This is a genomic window from Pseudovibrio sp. Ad13 (assembly GCF_001623225.1).
Lineage (GTDB): Bacteria > Pseudomonadota > Alphaproteobacteria > Rhizobiales > Stappiaceae > Pseudovibrio.
In genome coordinates this window covers 237,410-253,982 of sequence record NZ_LMCC01000002.1, presented here as the reverse complement: position 1 = coordinate 253,982, position 16,573 = coordinate 237,410, and the positions used below count along the sequence as shown (strand labels likewise).

Here is a 16,573-nt window from a genome sequence, read left to right as displayed (position 1 = left end):
AAGCTTGAGATGGGATGATTTTATTTTACTTTCAAGAGATAGAATGAAATTTTATTAGACGACGGGTTATCTTCACTTACGTTCAGTTGGAATGCACTGTTTCATTGAGACGGCGTGCCTGCTCAACCCAATTATCCCGAACCATGCGTCCGCGAATATCCAAACGATCGTCCAGCGCCGCGGCCTGATGTTCTGTCAGATTTGCAATTTGCCAGTAGTGGAAGATACCTGCGCCGTTCAAGGCCCGCTCTAGTTTAGGTCCAACACCGCTGATCAACTGCAGGTCATCTGCAGCGCCTTTTGGTTCAGCAAGCAGGATTTCGCGTAGTGGATCACCCGCAATTTTCTCAGAGGTGTTTTCACGCAGGGTCTTTTTCGCTGCACGTTTGGAAACTTGCTCCGCACGCACGTTTCTTGGATTATCCTGAATGAACTTGACGATACGTGGCGCGATTTCAGAACGATACTTTGAACCGTTAAACACACCGTAATGGCCTACACCCGGCTGGATGTAGTGCAACCGGCGGCTGGATGGGATGTTTTCAGCCAGTTTTTGAGCCGCTTGGGTTTGGCCAACACCAGAAATGTCGTCGTTTTCGCCTTCAACAGTAAACAGCGCCGTGCCGGTGATCTTTTTCGGATCAACCATCTTGCCACGATGCATCATTTCGCCTTTTGGCAGCGAATGCTCGATGAACACGGTCTCCACGGTCTGGAGATAGAATTCGGAGGTCAGATCCATAACAGCGAGATATTCATCATAGAAGTCACGATGCTTCTCAGCGCTGTCACCATCACCCTCAATCAGATGCTGGAAGAAATCGCGATGGGCAACCATGTGCCGGTCCAGATTCATGCTCATGAAGCCAGAGAGCTGGAGGAAGCCCGGATAAACCTGTCGTGTGAAGCCTTTGTGCGGAAAAGGAACTTCCATAACAACATTGCGCTTGAACCAATCGATACCTTTTTCGACGGCCAGATCATTCACGGCGGTTGGCGCTTCGCGGGTGTCAATTGGGCCACCCATCAGCGTCATAGTCGCCGGAGCGCATTTGTCTCCGTTCTCTTCCATCAAGGCAACGGCTGCATAAACTGGAACGGATGGCTGGCAAACCGCCAGAACGTGCGTATTTGGCCCCAGATAATGCAACATCTGCATGATGTATTCGATGTAATCGTCAAGGTCGAAACGGCCATCAGCGACGGGCACCTGACGCGCGTCTTCCCAGTCCGTGATGTAAACATCCAGATTTGGCAGTAAGGCTTCAACAGTGCCGCGCAGAAGAGTTGCATAGTGGCCAGACATGGGCGAGACGATCAGAATTTTAGGATCGTCTTTTCTGCTTTGAGGTAAATCACGCTTGAAGTGCAACAGGCCGCAAAATGGTTTCGCCCAGATGATTTCTTCCGTGATGTCTACTTCTTTGCCATCCACGACAGTAGTGTCGAGCTCAAACTCCGGCTTGCCATAACGACGGGTTACGCGCTCAAGCATCTCACAGGATGCAGCAACCGTGCGACCAACCTGCGTGTGTGACATGGGATTGAGCGGGTTTTGAAAGCACAATCTTGTCATGTCCGCTGCAGCCCGGACAGGGGACATCGCTGCATGGTTCATTTCATACAAGTGGTAGAACAGCACAGAATGTTTCCTCCCAAGACGTTCGCTTCAGCCAACTCTTGTTCATGTAATTCTTGATTTCCGCAACACGAATACACTTTAGCCCGAAGTGCTGCACCGCAAAAGTATAGACAGCTCTATACCTTTTCAGCAACATAGACTCATGGAGAAATTCAAACCAACCTTAACTTGCATTGAAGATCAATAGGTTCTTCACCATCGCTGAGGTACATGTCAGTGTAATCAATTATGTTGCATTGCACAATATGTAAATTAATACCCCAATCGAATCGAGTAGTTCGACTGCAATTATTTCACTAAGTTGAAATCGCTAATGAATTTTATTTGGGAATGCTAATCGGAAGCCAGCTCAGCAATTACGGCATCCAGTAGGGGAAAGCCAGCTTGCGTTGCACGCAGGCGAGTGTTGCTTACCCATTCTACCATGCCGTTTTCCTGCAGATTTAACAATCTCTGCGGATTGAACTGACGGCCAGAGAGCTGTTCATAACGTGGTACGTCAATGCCTTCATGCAATCGCATACCCATCAACAACAACTCGTCACCCTGCTCGCCATGACCAAGTATGTCTTCAGAAATAGAGCCGTGGCCCTGACTTTCAACCAAACCTAGCCATGTTTCCGGATGTTTTTCAGTCGAGGTTGCCAGCTTGGTGCCATCTTCCAGCGTCAATCGGCCGTGTGCACCCGGTCCAACACCGACGTAATCACCATAACGCCAGTAAATGAGGTTGTGCTGGCACTGAGCGTCAGGCGCCGCATGGTTTGAGACCTCATAGGATGGCAAACCGCGTGCTGCGGTGACCTTCTGTGTCAGGTCAAACATGTCTGCGGCTAGATCAGGGTCCAGCATCTCCAGCTTTCCAGCCGCATACAAGCGCTGGAACATGGTGCCGCTTTCGATGGTGAGCTGATACATGGAGAGGTGATCAGCGGCCAGATCGATAGCACGGTTGAGCTCTTGCTCCCATGCCGTCAAGGTTTGATTTGGGCGGGCGTAGATCAGATCAAACGAGATGCGAGGGAAATTTTTGCGCGCAATTTCAACAGCTTGAATCGCCTCCGAAACAGAGTGCTGGCGACCAAGGATCTTCAGCTCCTTGTCATCCAATGCCTGAATACCAACGGAGAGGCGGTTTACGCCTGCAGATCTGTAGCCTGCAAAGCGGGTTGCTTCCACGCTGGTTGGGTTGGCTTCCATGGAGATTTCAGCGGTGGACGGCAGATGCCAGAGGCGCGCAACTTCATTGAGGATTGTCTCAACGGTTTTCGGCTCCATCAAAGATGGCGTGCCGCCGCCGAAGAAGACGGAGTCAACCGTGCGACCCGGCACCATCTGCGCATAGCGTGCCAGCTCTGTTGCCAGAGCTTTGGCGTAATGTTCCTGCGAAACCGGCTGGTGGCGCACGTGGGAGTTAAAGTCGCAATATGGGCATTTTGCCAAACAAAAAGGCCAATGCACGTAAATCCCAAAGCCGCCAACCGGTGACACAGTCATTCTTTTTCCTTTGTGATTGCCAACGTATTTTGCACGAGTTCTTATCCGAAAACCGGTATTCACTTTTCGGGAACACGTATTACGCTGGCAAACACTCTTTTTGAAACTTAACAAAGGCGCGGGCGCGATGTGACAGCGCTTCGCCTTCTTTTGTTTTGTGTTTTTCTTGCTTGTCCATCTCACCGAAGGTTCTGTCGAAACCTTCCGGAACGAACATTGGGTCGTAGCCGAAGCCTTCCAGACCGCGCGGAGGCCATGCCAGATCGCCATGGATTTCACCACGGTAGAACTGAGTGTGCCCATCCGGCCATGCCATGCACAGCACAGCAACGAAGTAAGCGGTCCGGTCTGTAGCGTTCGTTTCGGTCAACTTGTCCTGCACGGCCTGCATGGCCACGCCGAAGTCTTTACCTGGCCCGGCCCAACGTGCGGAGTAGATGCCCGGATCACCGTTGAGGCCGTTTACACAAAAACCGCTGTCATCTGCAAGGGCAGGCAGGCCAGTGGCTGTTGCCGCAGCAAGTGCTTTGATCGCAGCGTTTGCTTCAAACGTGTCGCCATCTTCCACTGGCTCTGGCAGATCCAGATCACCAGCAGAGAGAACTTCAAAGCCATGCGGTGCCAGCATGTCCTGAATTTCGCGCAGCTTGCCCTTGTTGTGACTGGCAAGCACAAGCTTGCCAGGTTCCAGGCGGCGGTTTTCTGTTGTGTCTGCCTGCATCAGAGCACCGTCAGCTTCTGCAATTCAACCAGTTTGGAAATGGACTGTTTTGCAAGACCCATGAGCTGGCCGAGTTCTTCTTCGGAGAATGGCTCACCTTCAGCAGTACCCTGAATTTCAACAATGCCGCCTTTGCCAGTCATGACGAAGTTTGCGTCAGTGTCAGCAGAGGAGTCTTCGATGTAATCCAGATCAGCAACCGGAATACCTTCATAGATGCCGCAGGAGATCGCTGCGATGTGGTCTTTGAGAACCTTATCGGTTTTGACCATGTCGCGCGCTTCCATCCATTTCAGACAGTCGTGCAGAGCGACCCATGCGCCGGTGATGGATGCTGTACGGGTGCCGCCATCTGCCTGAATAACATCACAGTCAACGGAGATCTGACGCTCGCCCAGTGCACCCAGATCAACAACAGCACGCAGAGAGCGGCCGATGAGGCGCTGGATTTCCTGAGTACGGCCAGACTGCTTGCCTGCGGAGGATTCACGGCGCATACGGTCGTGGGTTGCGCGTGGCAGCATGCCGTATTCTGCAGTTACCCAGCCACGGTTCTGACCACGGAGCCACGGCGGAACACGCTCTTCCAAACTTGCGGTACACAGAACATGGGTATCGCCGAATTTGATCAGGCAGGAGCCTTCGGCATGTTTGGCAACACCGCGCTCCAGGCTGACTGGACGCATTTCTTCTGGTGTACGTTTGGATGGACGGTTCAAGGCAAGCTCCCTCGGGTTGCTTAATAGCTACAAATTCACAAATGGTATTGCGGATCTTTTAGCTGCGGATTGCCGTTAGCGCAAAGGCTGGTTTTGGTTTGAGAGGCTATTTTCTGCTAAAAATGAGTTTTGGCTGTTCAATTGTCCTGTGTTAGGGATTGAATACAGGCTTTGGCCCAAACCTGCTGTTGATGTGGAGTACCGATACCGTGACGAGCGTTCCTCCTTCTGTCCCTCTTGAGGATCTTGATGAGCGTTCTCGTGAGGTCTTCCGGCGCATTGTCGAGAACTACCTTGATACCGGCGAACCGTTAGGGTCTCGCAACCTGGCACGTGGGCTTTCGCAGCCTCTGTCTCCTGCCTCTATTCGCAACGTAATGGCGGATTTGGAGCACCATGGGCTGCTCTACTCTCCACACACCAGTGCTGGACGATTGCCGACGCAGTCCGGTCTTCGTCTGTTCGTGGACGGTTTTTTGGAAGTAGGCGATCTGACCAAGGAAGAGCGCGAGCAGATTGCGGTTCAGGTGAAGGCTAAAGGTGGCGAGAAAACACCAGAACAGGTCCTGACCGAAGCCAGTCAGATGTTATCTGGTTTGAGCCGCGGGGCGGGGGTTGTTCTTTCCAACAAGACGGACACCACCCTTCGCCATATCGAGTTTGTGCAGATTGAACCGCTTAAAGCGCTTGTTGTGCTGGTGAGTGAAGACGGTTCGGTTGAAAATCGCGTTGTCGATCTACCTGCTGGTTTGCCACCCTCTGCACTGACAGAGGCCTCGAATTACCTCAACTCCATCATCAGAAACCGCACGCTAGCTGATGCGCAATCTGAACTTGTTCGGCAGCGAAACGAATTTCAGGCCGAGCTGGATACGTTGACATCCAAAGTGGTGGATGCAGGTGTTGCCGTTTGGGGGGGAGATAAAAACGATCCGGGTACGCTTATCGTGCGTGGTCGTTCCAATCTGCTTGAAAATGTGGGTGCGAAGGAAGATCTGGAGCGCATTCGCCTGCTGTTTGATGATTTGGAGAACAAGAGTGAGCTGATCCGCCTACTTGATCTTGCCAAGGGCGGTGAGGGCGTACGTATTTTTATCGGCTCAGAAAACAAGCTGTTCTCGCTTTCCGGTTCTTCCTTGATCGTGTCTCCATACCGCGATAGTGAACAGCGCGTTGTGGGCGTTCTTGGTGTTATCGGGCCGACTCGCCTCAATTATGCGCGTGTCATTCCCATGGTGGATTACACAGCCCGACTGGTGAGCCGCATGCTCGGCTAAACTACTGGAGTCCCAATTGCTTTCCCTTACAGCTTCTGAACTGGAACGTTATGCCCGCCACATCGTCCTGCGGGATGTTGGTGGCCCGGGACAACAAAAACTAAAAGCTGCGCGTGTTTTGGTGATTGGAGCAGGGGGGCTTGGTGCGCCGGTTCTGCAATACCTGGCGGCGGCTGGCGTTGGCACCATTGGTATTGTTGATGATGACGTTGTTTCGCTGTCTAACCTTCAGCGTCAGATCATCCATGACACGGAAAAACTTGGCGAGCCTAAGGTTGCCAGTGCGGCAGAGGCAATTGCCCGACTGAACCCGAATGTGCGCGTTGTTCCGCATCCGACACGCATTAGTGGGCAAAATGCCATGGCGTTGATCAACGATTACCATATCGTGGTTGATGGCTCTGATAACTTTGCTACCCGTTACCTCGTTTCGGATGCGTGCTTTTATGCTGGCCGCCCTTTGGTTACGGCTGCTGTGGGCCAGTTTGACGGCTCTGTTACGCTACTGAAACCATTTGAGCGCGATGATGAGGGCAACTACATCAACCCAACTTATCGCTGCCTGTTCCCCAAACGCCCTGAGGCTGGCTCCATCCCGACCTGCACAGAGGCGGGTGTTTTGGGTGCTTTGACAGGCCTGGTTGGCACATTGCAGGCGCTTGAGGTGATCAAGGAAATCGTTGGGTTTGGTGAAGGTCTGGTTGGGCGCATGTTGCTGGCAGACACACTGAGCATGCATTTTGAAACCATCAAGTACAAACGCTCTGCAAAGAACCCGCTCAACGGCGACACCCCAAAAACATGGAGTGAAATGCTGGAAATTGAGCACGGCTGATCCAGCGAAATTGAGTTACAAAAGAAAACGGCGGAGAATTTCTTCCCCGCCGATCCCGGCCTTTCCGCCACAGAAGGCCTAGCCTCATTCAGGCAAACCTGTCTCACCAGCATTGCCAGACGCGCTGCAATTACAGCGCGCCACCGTGAGGCTTAGAACGTTTTCGCCAAGCTAAGCTTGAAGGACCGACCTTTGCCTTCGGTTTCACTCAGATGCGCTGTGTGTTTCTGATCGAAGATATTAGTCACGCTAGCGCGCACTTCTGAGCCTGCAAGGAATCCATCTTCAGGCTTCCAGGCTAAACGCGCACTGTGCAGCGCATAACCTGGCGAAGCATCGTCAGATTCGTTCACGCGGTCCTGTTCTGCGTATAAATCAGAGCGCCAGGAAACATCCAGATTATAGTCGGCAATCTTATATCCTACTGAAAGGAAAAGATTATCTGCCGCTACGCTATCCAGATATTCATCATCAGAAAGGTTGTCACCCCGTGTGACTGAAGCACCCAGATTGCCGTACCAGCTGTCAGAGGAATAACCTGCTTCTAATTCGATGCCTTTGATCCGCGCCTCATCAATAGCAGTTGTGATTGTCTTGCCCGTTGCATGATCGCGAGAGGAATAGAGGTAATTGTCGATGCTGTTGTAAAAGCCCGTTACTTTGAAGCGAAGGTTATCATTTTCCAACAATACGTCATTGAATTTAAAGCCTAAGCCAGCTTCAAAATTGTTAGATTTTTCTTTTCCGAGATCGGCAAAGCCATCACCCGAGAAAACTTCATCCAAAACTGGCATGCGTTCTGTGTGTGCAACAGAACCAAAGACATTCAGCCAGTTTGTCAGCTCATAAATTGCCGCAAGTTTTGGAGAATAAGCCGTCTCATCCAGATCTTTACGCAGAGCCACGCCAGTCCCCGGCTTCAGGCGAGAATGGTCAACACGCATTCCAGGAATGAGTGTAAGGCGGTCATGAATTACAAACTCAGCCTGCCCGAACACACCAAGAGTGTGTGTTTCACCTTCTGGATGCGATGAGGAGCCCGGCGTTGAACTTCCATCCGGATTCAGACGCGGGTTGAGGCGCTCCTGATATTTCCCTTCCACCCCATAGGTGAAGTATGTCTGTACACCTTCGGAAAGCCGAAATTCCGATGTGTTTTCCAGTTTTGCCTGCCAGTTGTTGTAGACGTACTCAGCTTCAGTTCCCAAAGGAGCACCAGGACCTGCGCGGAACGTAATATCATCCAAATCACGCTTGGTCTGGCTCCAGGATACCTGCGCTTTTACATCCAACAAATCATTGCCAGAAAAAACGGTTTCATAAGCAAGCAATGCCTGTTGTTCGCTTGTTGTTTGGTCCGCATAACCAAATCCGGGACTAAAGGTTGTCTGGTCATATAGGCCATACCCAGACTTATTGACGTTGAAATAGCTTGCAGTAAGAGATTGATCGTTATCGACACCGAAGCTGTATTTCAGCTTGGCGAGGCCCGAGAGATCTGTCATGCGGGAGTTGCCGAGGTCTGCACCATCAGCGCCCTCATAATCTCCATCACGGCCATAGTTCAGGTTGACCAATAGCTCCAGATTTTCCAGTGGTCGGGCGGCGACTGTAACTGTGCTTCGCGCACCATTGCCGTTCGAGTCCCACATGGCTTTGGTGCGGACGGCCAGTTTGTCATCTCCCTCCAACAAATCGCTAGCATCTTTCGTGCGCGCACTGACCACGCCACCAATCGCGCCTGCGCTGAACAATGTGGAGGCAGCCGGTCCACGTAGAACCTCGACTTCCTTAAGCAATTCAGAATCGAAGAAGAAAGAGCCAGCACGGTACATCTCGAAGTAGGAGGTGACGCCATCCACTTGAATGATATTACGATTTTCACCGGAACCGAGAGCAGAGCCGATGCCGCGAATATTGATGGACTGCCCCAGCGCATTGTCAGCATTTATAGTGGTGATCCCCGGGACCGCATCGAGGATCTCACCCAATGTGCTTGCTTGGGCTGCTTCAATTTGCTCCTGAGAGACTGAAGTCACAGCCTGAGGTGTATCAATCGCCACCTTCTCTTTACCTGCTGAAACAATGATTTCATCCAGCATGGTCGCAGGGCTGTCGGCTGCAACAGGCTGTGTAGCTTCCTGCGCTGAAACAGCCGCAGAAATCAGGGCGAGCGAGAGGGTTGTGCTGGCCAGGAGGGCCGCACGGGAATAGCGCGAAATGGACATGGTCGCCTCAGTCTGAATTTTTTTGGGAGTGGCTGGCTGAGACGCTGCTTTGGCTAGCTTGTGTTTGCGTTCTGCAAACGTTGTTTCTATCCGTGTTTTATAAACATGAATATAATAGTCAAGTTTTAAATTGAGGGTCTTTCCCTAGCTGGGGATTGAGTGCATTCATCAGAAAAGCCTCCTTCGCAGGTTCCTAATTGCGAAGGAGGCCAAAAAACGATTGCATCTCCGTTGGTTAATCTGTTTCCTCACGACCACAGGTGCCGATGATCCAGCAGACTGCCGCTCCGATGAGCGCTCCAACTATTGGCGCCAGCCAGAACAACCAAAGCTGGTCCAGTGCCCAACCACCGTTGACAATCGCTGTTGCTGTGGACCGAGCCGGGTTTAAAGATGCGCCCGAGATGGGGATCGCGATGATGTGCATGCATGTCAGCATCAGGCCGATGGCAAGCGGAGCGAGAGCTGCGGGTGCTTTTTTGGAGGTTGCACCAATAATAACAATCAGGAACAGCGCTGTGACTGTGATTTCGGTAATGCCGACCGCAATTTCAGAAAAGCCGCCGTTGGAATGCTCTCCATAACCGTTGGAAGCAAAGCCCGGAGGGTCGCCCGGGCCATGGGCGAGAATGATCCAGAATACAAAGGCTGCTGTTGTGCCGCCAATCACCTGCGCGATGATGTAGGGGACCACATCTGAGGTTGGGAACCGTTTTGCAGCCCAAAGGCCGATGGTCACCGATGGATTGAAATGAGCACCTGACACATTGCCGAACGCGTAAGCCATACAGACAACGGAAAGACCAACCGCAAAGGCAACGCCCAGCAAGCCAGATCCGCCATACCATTCAACCGGTGCATAGGACACCAATGCCCCGCCGCACACAGCGGAGACCAGAGCAAAGGTTCCTACAAATTCTGCGCCTAGTTTCCTCAACATGACACTTCTCCTCATATTGATTTGAGGGAGGTATCACAGTGAGATTTCTAACTTACGTTTAGGGTAACCAGAAATCTAACGATTGCCTTAAGCATGCATTGCTAGATCTTTAGGAGGGCACTAGCATGAATGGAGGCGGAACTTCTTTTTTCTTCATATGGTTAGAAATGTGCCTCAGCCTCTTTCAGCTCGGCACATGCATGCCAATTGGTGATTTTGCATGTGCTGAATATGCCGAGAATGCCAAAGACCGCGAAACTGGAGAAGAGCCAAAAGGCTGAATTGGCAATGAGGCCAGCCAGAGCGGGTACTAAACACCACGGTGAATGTTTGAACCGTTGCCAGAGCAGAAGCTTCGTTTTCTTTGTCATCATCTGGTGTCAAATGGAGAGCGAACAGCTTCTGGAGATAGAACGACATGAAGTTCGCCTCGACTCGCAAGGAGGGCTGGCACTTACTCAAAATGTCGTTTTAAAACGCAATCATTATACCGTTTCAGGCATTGCAGCTATGTGCGTGAAACGGGCTCAGTGTTGAAGATTCTTCTAAATTGCTAATGCAATAATTTTGCTAGATCACTCCAAAATAGGAGAAATATCGCGATGAAACGGGCTAGACTTACAGGATAAAACCCTTACCGTAACGGCATAACAGAGAGATTATGCATTAGAAATGCATCTGGAATCTCTAAAATATGCATGGTTGGGGAGGCTGCCTTGAAGCGGTTGTTATCTGTATTGCCCGCACTTTCACTCGCTCTCATTCCGCTGAGTTCAGCACAGGCTGACGCCGAGAAGAAAGTCAGCGTTGAGGATGCGAGAACGTTTATTGAAACCTCTGAAGAAGCCATTCAGGAGATCGGAGAGGAAGCGGGCCGCGTTGCCTGGGTGAATGCCAATTTCATCACCTATGACACCAACTGGCTGAATGCGCTGATGTCGGAGCGCACCACGAAGCTCTACGTTTCTCTTGCCAATCAGACCAAGCAGTATGACGGCCTTGACCTTCCGCCAGACCTTGCTCGGAAAATGAAGCTTTTGAAGCTGAACCTAACGTTGCCTGCCCCTGAGAATGACCCTGCCAAGATCAAGAAGCTTGCGCAGATCAATACCGAGATGGAAACCATTTACGGCACAGGCAAGTATGAGATTGATGGCGAGGCGCTGTCTCTTTCCAAGCTCAGCCGCATCATGGCAACAAGTCGTGATTACGATAAGCTGTTGGAAGTCTGGAAAGGCTGGCGCACTGTCTCTCCGCCGATGAAGGACATGTACACAGAGATGGTCGGCATCGCCAACCAGGGCTCAAGCGAGCTTGGCTTTAAAGACACAGGCTCCATGTGGCGCTCCAAATACGACATGGATCCGGATGATTTTCGACAGGACGTTGATCGCCTCTGGGGTGAAGTGAAGCCGCTTTACGACAGCTTGCATTGTTATGTTCGCGATAAGCTGGCGGATCATTACGGAGCCGATAAAGTGCCTGCCGACGGGCCAATTCCTGCGCATTTGCTGGGTAATATGTGGGCTCAATCCTGGGGCAACATCTATCCGCTTGTCGCTGCTGATGGAGACGAGCAAGGCTACGACCTGACCAAGTTGCTGGAAGAACAGAACTATACTCCGCTCAGAATGGTGAAAACGGCGGAAGGGTTCTTCACCTCGCTTGGCTTTGACCCGCTGCCTGAGACGTTTTATGAGCGCTCATTGATTACCGAACCGCGTGATCGTGATGTGCAGTGTCATGCATCTGCCTGGAATGTGGATGGCAAGGATGACCTGCGCATCAAAATGTGCACCGAGGTGACGGGTGAGGATTTCAATACCGTCCACCACGAGCTGGGTCACAACTTCTACCAGCGCGCCTATAATCACCAATCGCCGATGTATCAGGATGATCCGAACGACGGATTCCATGAAGCGATTGGCGACATGGTGAGCCTGTCCATTACGCCTAAGTACCTGAAGCAGATAGGCCTTCTGCCGCTTGATGCTTCAGAAGAGGTCAACACCAACATCCTGTTGGCTCAGGCGCTGGACAAGATCGCGTTTCTGCCATTTGGCTTGCTGGTGGACCAGTGGCGCTGGAAGGTGTTTAACGGTGAGCTGACTCCAGACACCTATAACGATGGCTGGTGGGACCTTCGCGAGAAGTATCAAGGTGTTGCGGCTCCGGTTGACCGTGCTGCGGATGCGTTTGATCCGGGTGCCAAGTACCACATTCCAAACAACGTGCCGTACACTCGCTATTTCCTGGCGCACATCTTCCAGTTCCAGTTTTACCGTGAGGCTTGTCGCCTTGCCGGATGGGAAGGACCGCTGGCGGCGTGCTCCATCTATGGCAACAAGGAAGTTGGCGAGAAGTTCAACGCGATGTTGGAAACAGGCGCTGCGCTTCCATGGCAGGACAGCCTGGAGGCCTTCACCGGAAGCCGGGAAGCCGACGCGACAGCTATTTTAGAATATTTTGCTCCACTCCAAGCTTATCTGGACGAGCAAAATTCTGGCAAATCCTGCGGCTGGTAGACCAGCAAGGTAATCCTGCCGGCCTTGATGCCCTACAAGTCCGCCGGATATTATCAAACCCCGTCTTTATGGCGGGGTTTGTTTTGTCTGGGGCCTGTTGGAGCAAGTTTGGATGGGCTAGAGTTTTGAACGCAGGGAAAACGGAGGCATTGGTCATGAGCGAGGCGCAAAGCATCACTGTTCAAATGAGGGCCCTTACCGTCTCGGACATGCCTTTATTGCATGAATGACTCAACCAACCCCATCTGCGGCCCTTTTATGAGCGTGAGCCCAGCACGCTTGAGCAAGTAACAGAGCGCTATGCGTGCCGCGTTTCGAACAACCATCCAACCAACTGCCTGATCGCGGAGCTTAACGGCGCGCCCTTCGGTTATCTGCAATGGTATCTGAACCGCGACTTTCCAGAGTACGGCATTGGTACAATTGGCATAACAGCTGGTGTTAGCTTCGATTACTACATCGGCGATCCTGCTTCCCTAGGCCAACAACTAGGAACAGTCATGCTGAATGCTGCAGTTGAGCATGTGAAGCCGCTTGTCTGCGTTGAGGATCAGTTCTTTTGCGTTGGTCACCGACCCGAAAACACCTCTGCACTCCACTGCTCTCAATGCGCAGGCTTTCGCTATTGCAAAGTCTTCACAGAGGATGGATTGCCCCACGAGCTTTATATGAGGGATGAGAGATAAGGCTCATAAGCCTACTTAAGGTTGTAGAATGAACGTGCTAACTTCAATTCAAACAATGTTTGATTTGAGATTTTCATGGGCGCAGATGATTGGACAGACGAGGAGAATGATCTTCTTGTCGCTGAGTATTTTGAAATGCTGAAGTTGGGGCTTCAAGGTCAGAGTTTCAATAAGGCTGCTCGGCAGAGAGAACTTGCGCGCTCTATTCCAAGGTCGGTGAAAGCCATTGGACGGAAACAGCAGAATGTAAGTGCTATTCTGGAAGACCGCAATCAACTATGGATCACTGGCCTCAGTCCAGCCGAACATTATCAAAAATCTCTCAAAGATGCAGTTCAACGGCACTTAGATGCACGACAACAGGAGGACTTGCAGCAAGTTCCAGAAACACGGCTGGAGCTTGATGAAGGACCCGAGGAGTACATCGCTCCGCCACCGTCCCAAGCTTCGACGATTGAGCTCACCAAGCCTCGCAATATGGTTCGTCGGGCGCAAAAGCTGGATTATGCGGAGCGGGATGCGAGCAATCGGGAACTTGGCAAGCTAGGTGAGGCATATGTTGTTCAACTTGAGCAACAACGGCTGAAGAAAGCTGGAAGAACTGACTTAACCGAGAAAGTCATTTGGGCTTCTGAAAAGGAAGGCGATGGGCTTGGGTATGACATCCGCTCTTATGAAACCGACGGTACTGAGCGGCTCATTGAGGTGAAGACCACAAATGGTGGGCGGCAAACACCATTTTACATCTCCGAGAATGAACTGAGATTTGCGGAGGATGAGCCGGAGAAGTTTGTGCTTGTCCGTGTCTACAATTTCTCTGAGGAACCTGCTTGTTTCGAGCTGCGATCGCCTCTGGAGCAAAACCTCTCGCTGAAGCCTGCGGTTTACAAAGCAGTTCCCGAATAAAGAGGCTGCTCCTATGCTTTTTTCCGTTTGTTATAGGTTGGTCGGCTGAGCAAGTAAGTAGACCTAAAACATAAGGCTTTCTTTAGAGAAAAGCTTATTTGTGGAGGGCTTGGGTTAGATTTTGTAAGGCAAGCTTGGAACTTGCGGCGGGTTGGCTGAAATCAGGGATCAGCGTACATCAGATTACAATCTCCAATGGCAATTATGTGTTTGTCATCAATTGGAGATTTGGTTTTCATGCTTGCATCCATCTGCTTTCCAACTGCCAGGCATAGAGGCAGCACGGTCAAACGGCGGGCATCGTTTTTGGTCGCCTGTGCCCCAGTAGTTTTGATGATGACACTCTCTCAGGCGCAGGCTGAGCCGCAAACGCTTTTTTATGGCGGCGATATTCTGACAATGGCCGATGAGAAGGCGGATCGACGCAAAACAGTCAAAGCGCTGATTGTTCGAAATGGCGAAATCTCTGAGATCTTCAAGTCGGACAAAGACTACCAAACCTATTTATCCGACAGCGCTGTCACCAAGGTCAATTTGGGTGGAGCAACCTTAATGCCCGGCTTTATTGAGCCACATATGCATATGCCGCTTGTGGTGAACTATGCTGCGGTTGCTGACCTTTCTCCTTGTTTGCCAGAACCTTACAGCTACCGCACCTATGACAACCAGGTTGACCCGCGTTTTAAAGACAAAACCGTTTGCAAATATGATGGCAGTATTGAGACTGGTTTTGAATGGACCTGGAATGTCCTGAACAGTGCAACCAATCGCTGGGTGCCTTTTGCGCCGGATGGGACGCCCACAAAGCAGGCCTGGATTGTGGGAAATGGCATTGATCCTTCACGGTTTGGTGTCACGCCAGATGAGATCCAGCGCGTTGTTGCTTTCCGCTCCCATCCCGCCGAGGAAATCAGTGAGAGTGTTGAGGGCGCAGATGAACATCCTGTGCTTATTCTGGATCAGTCCGAACACGTTGCCTATGTCAATGGGAATGCGTTTGTTGCTGCCAACATTTGCACTGCCTGGCCTTGTGGGCCGGAGATAAACAGGAACAAGGACATGCCTGCGCCAGACCCTCTTGGCAAATGGGAGGTTTATACTGGTCAGGACGGGAACGCCTATTACTCCGGCTTATTGCAGGAGGAAGCGGCTTACAGGCCGTTTGTTGCGAAAATTCAAGAGATGGCAGGAGTGCCTGCCAGTAGCCCCTTCTTCTTCATGGATTACGCAGAAGGCCTCAAGGCCGTTGCTCCGGTGGTTGAAAAGATTGCGGCGGCTGGCGTCACGACCATTGTGAATGGTGGTGGCTTCACTGTTCCTATCATTCAGTTCAACAAAGACGTTGCGCTGCATCAAGATGAGGCTGGCAATTTCACCACTCCGTTCCGTATTCGTACGCTTATTTCGGCTACGGCGATTGATCCCAGTGAGCATAGTAAAACAGCGGTTGAGATTGCCGAGGCGGAGATGACGTCTTTGTGGCCTGACGAGGTTTTGAGCAAAACCACGCTGATAAAGAACACGCAGGGCCGCTACGGTGCGACGGGCATCAAGTTCTGGGCGGATGGTTCAACGCAGGGGTGCTCGGCTTATCTCACTCAGGGTTACAACATAAATGGCATATGCGTGGATGAGGAGAATGGCAAGAAGACTGCCGTTACCGGCTCGCATGGCGCGAACTACCAGTTCTTTATGCCGGATAATGATGGAGAGCCGGATTTGAGCAAGATTGCCGGAGGGGATGGAAGCTTTCTGGCGGCTTTGCAGCCCTTCTGGAGCAAAGGCTGGCCTATTCAAATCCACACCAATGGCGACAAGGCGATCAAGGCCGTTGCGATCACCACATTGGGGCTGAGTACCGGGCGGTGCAACGAGTATCCTGTGACGCTTATTCACGTGACTGTTGGAGGGGATCCTGCAACTTCACCCAGTTCAGTTGCGCAGTATTTGTGGGAGCTGACCAAAGTTGCAAGGCGGGTGCATTGCAAAAACGAGGGAGGCCTTCCTCTGAATTTCATCGTGTCACACCTTACCGGTCATGTCGGGTATTGGGGTGGCGGGTTTGTTAGCCTGCTGGATGGTAAGGATCTCAATAATTTAGGTGCGGATGGAGACCCTAACGGGCGGGCGCCGACGTTGGATGCCACCACGTTGGATGTTCGCGATAACATCCCCTTCACGCTGCACAGTGATGCGCCAATCGCACCGGTGAATCCGCTTTGGTATGTTGAGCAGATGGTCACTCGCAACACCTGGGTCTATCCAGATATCAAGGGCAGTCAGGTCAAAGATATGCCTGACAGCAAGTGGGCTGGAAACCGGGATGGCCGGTCCATCTATGAGAACCTGAAGGGCATCACCGCCGTTGCAGCCGAGCAAACGCTGATTGATGACAAGGTTGGCACGCTGGAGCAGGGCAAAGTGGCTGATCTGGTCATACTCGACAGGAACCCGCTTGATGCAGATAGCGACGTGAACAGCAGTGTCGCCATCAACAAGATCAAGGTTTGCTACACGTATCTGGCAGGTAAGCAGTGGAAGCCAAAGAGTTTTTCTGGTGAGTCCTGCGGAAAGATCAAGATAACCGACTGATAGGT

Annotated in this window: 11 protein-coding genes; 5 read left to right on the top strand and 6 right to left on the bottom strand. The window is 51.6% G+C overall.

Features of this window, described 5'->3' with window-relative positions:
• Positions 1–82 precede the first annotated feature (82 nt).
• The 4 genes from phaZ to rph all read right to left on the bottom strand — a co-directional run bounded on the left by phaZ (position 83) and on the right by rph (position 4,579).
• Complete coding sequence (phaZ, locus tag PsAD13_RS02015) at positions 83–1,642, bottom strand: polyhydroxyalkanoate depolymerase (protein ID WP_084404618.1); 1,560 nt, start codon at positions 1,640–1,642, stop codon at positions 83–85.
• A gap of 333 nt (positions 1,643–1,975) precedes the next feature.
• Positions 1,976–3,139, bottom strand: a complete 1,164-nt coding sequence (gene hemW, locus PsAD13_RS02010; RefSeq protein ID WP_063317144.1) for a radical SAM family heme chaperone HemW — start codon at positions 3,137–3,139, stop codon at positions 1,976–1,978.
• Between the two features lie 79 nt (positions 3,140–3,218).
• Positions 3,219–3,860 (bottom strand): RdgB/HAM1 family non-canonical purine NTP pyrophosphatase, encoded by a 642-nt coding sequence (rdgB, locus tag PsAD13_RS02005; RefSeq protein WP_063317143.1) that lies wholly within the window; start codon positions 3,858–3,860, stop codon positions 3,219–3,221.
• Positions 3,860–4,579 (bottom strand): ribonuclease PH, encoded by a 720-nt coding sequence (gene rph, locus PsAD13_RS02000; protein ID WP_084404617.1) that lies wholly within the window; start codon positions 4,577–4,579, stop codon positions 3,860–3,862. Before rph ends, rdgB begins: the two co-directional genes overlap by 1 nt.
• Before the next feature lie 191 nt (positions 4,580–4,770).
• Here rph and hrcA point away from each other — a divergent pair, with 191 nt between their 5' ends.
• Positions 4,771–5,856 carry a heat-inducible transcriptional repressor HrcA gene (gene hrcA / locus PsAD13_RS01995; protein WP_057463266.1) on the top strand — a complete coding sequence of 362 codons (1,086 nt, stop codon included), beginning with the start codon at positions 4,771–4,773 and terminating at the stop codon, positions 5,854–5,856.
• Positions 5,857–5,872: 16 nt separating this feature from the next.
• Positions 5,873–6,691 (top strand): molybdopterin-synthase adenylyltransferase MoeB, encoded by an 819-nt coding sequence (gene moeB, locus PsAD13_RS01990; protein ID WP_063317142.1) that lies wholly within the window; start codon positions 5,873–5,875, stop codon positions 6,689–6,691.
• A gap of 152 nt (positions 6,692–6,843) precedes the next feature.
• Here the strand turns inward: moeB and PsAD13_RS01985 are convergent, their stop codons facing one another.
• Positions 6,844–8,919 (bottom strand): TonB-dependent receptor, encoded by a 2,076-nt coding sequence (locus PsAD13_RS01985; protein WP_063317141.1) that lies wholly within the window; start codon positions 8,917–8,919, stop codon positions 6,844–6,846.
• Between the two features lie 235 nt (positions 8,920–9,154).
• Complete coding sequence (aqpZ, locus tag PsAD13_RS01980; protein WP_057463164.1) at positions 9,155–9,859, bottom strand: aquaporin Z; 705 nt, start codon at positions 9,857–9,859, stop codon at positions 9,155–9,157.
• 716 nt (positions 9,860–10,575) lie between these two features.
• On the opposite strand from aqpZ, the gene PsAD13_RS01975 reads away from it, so the two are divergent.
• From PsAD13_RS01975 to PsAD13_RS01965, 3 genes are all read left to right on the top strand, one after another.
• Positions 10,576–12,384, top strand: coding sequence for a M2 family metallopeptidase (locus PsAD13_RS01975; RefSeq protein ID WP_206599757.1), 1,809 nt, complete (start codon positions 10,576–10,578; stop codon positions 12,382–12,384).
• Positions 12,385–13,145: 761 nt separating this feature from the next.
• Complete coding sequence (locus tag PsAD13_RS01970; protein ID WP_063317139.1) at positions 13,146–13,976, top strand: DUF3883 domain-containing protein; 831 nt, start codon at positions 13,146–13,148, stop codon at positions 13,974–13,976.
• 237 nt (positions 13,977–14,213) lie between these two features.
• Positions 14,214–16,568, top strand: coding sequence for an amidohydrolase family protein (locus PsAD13_RS01965; RefSeq protein WP_193777018.1), 2,355 nt, complete (start codon positions 14,214–14,216; stop codon positions 16,566–16,568).
• Positions 16,569–16,573 lie beyond the last annotated feature (5 nt).

Coding starts and splice junctions, on each gene's coding strand:
- hemW (WP_063317144.1), bottom strand. CDS start 3,139: ATGACTGTGTCACCGGTTGGCGGCTTTGGGATTTACGTGCATTGGCCT.
- aqpZ (WP_057463164.1), bottom strand. CDS start 9,859: ATGTTGAGGAAACTAGGCGCAGAATTTGTAGGAACCTTTGCTCTGGTC.
- hrcA (WP_057463266.1), top strand. CDS start 4,771: ATGTGGAGTACCGATACCGTGACGAGCGTTCCTCCTTCTGTCCCTCTT.
- PsAD13_RS01970 (WP_063317139.1), top strand. CDS start 13,146: ATGGGCGCAGATGATTGGACAGACGAGGAGAATGATCTTCTTGTCGCT.
- rdgB (WP_063317143.1), bottom strand. CDS start 3,860: ATGCAGGCAGACACAACAGAAAACCGCCGCCTGGAACCTGGCAAGCTT.
- PsAD13_RS01965 (WP_193777018.1), top strand. CDS start 14,214: ATGCTTGCATCCATCTGCTTTCCAACTGCCAGGCATAGAGGCAGCACG.
- PsAD13_RS01985 (WP_063317141.1), bottom strand. CDS start 8,919: ATGTCCATTTCGCGCTATTCCCGTGCGGCCCTCCTGGCCAGCACAACC.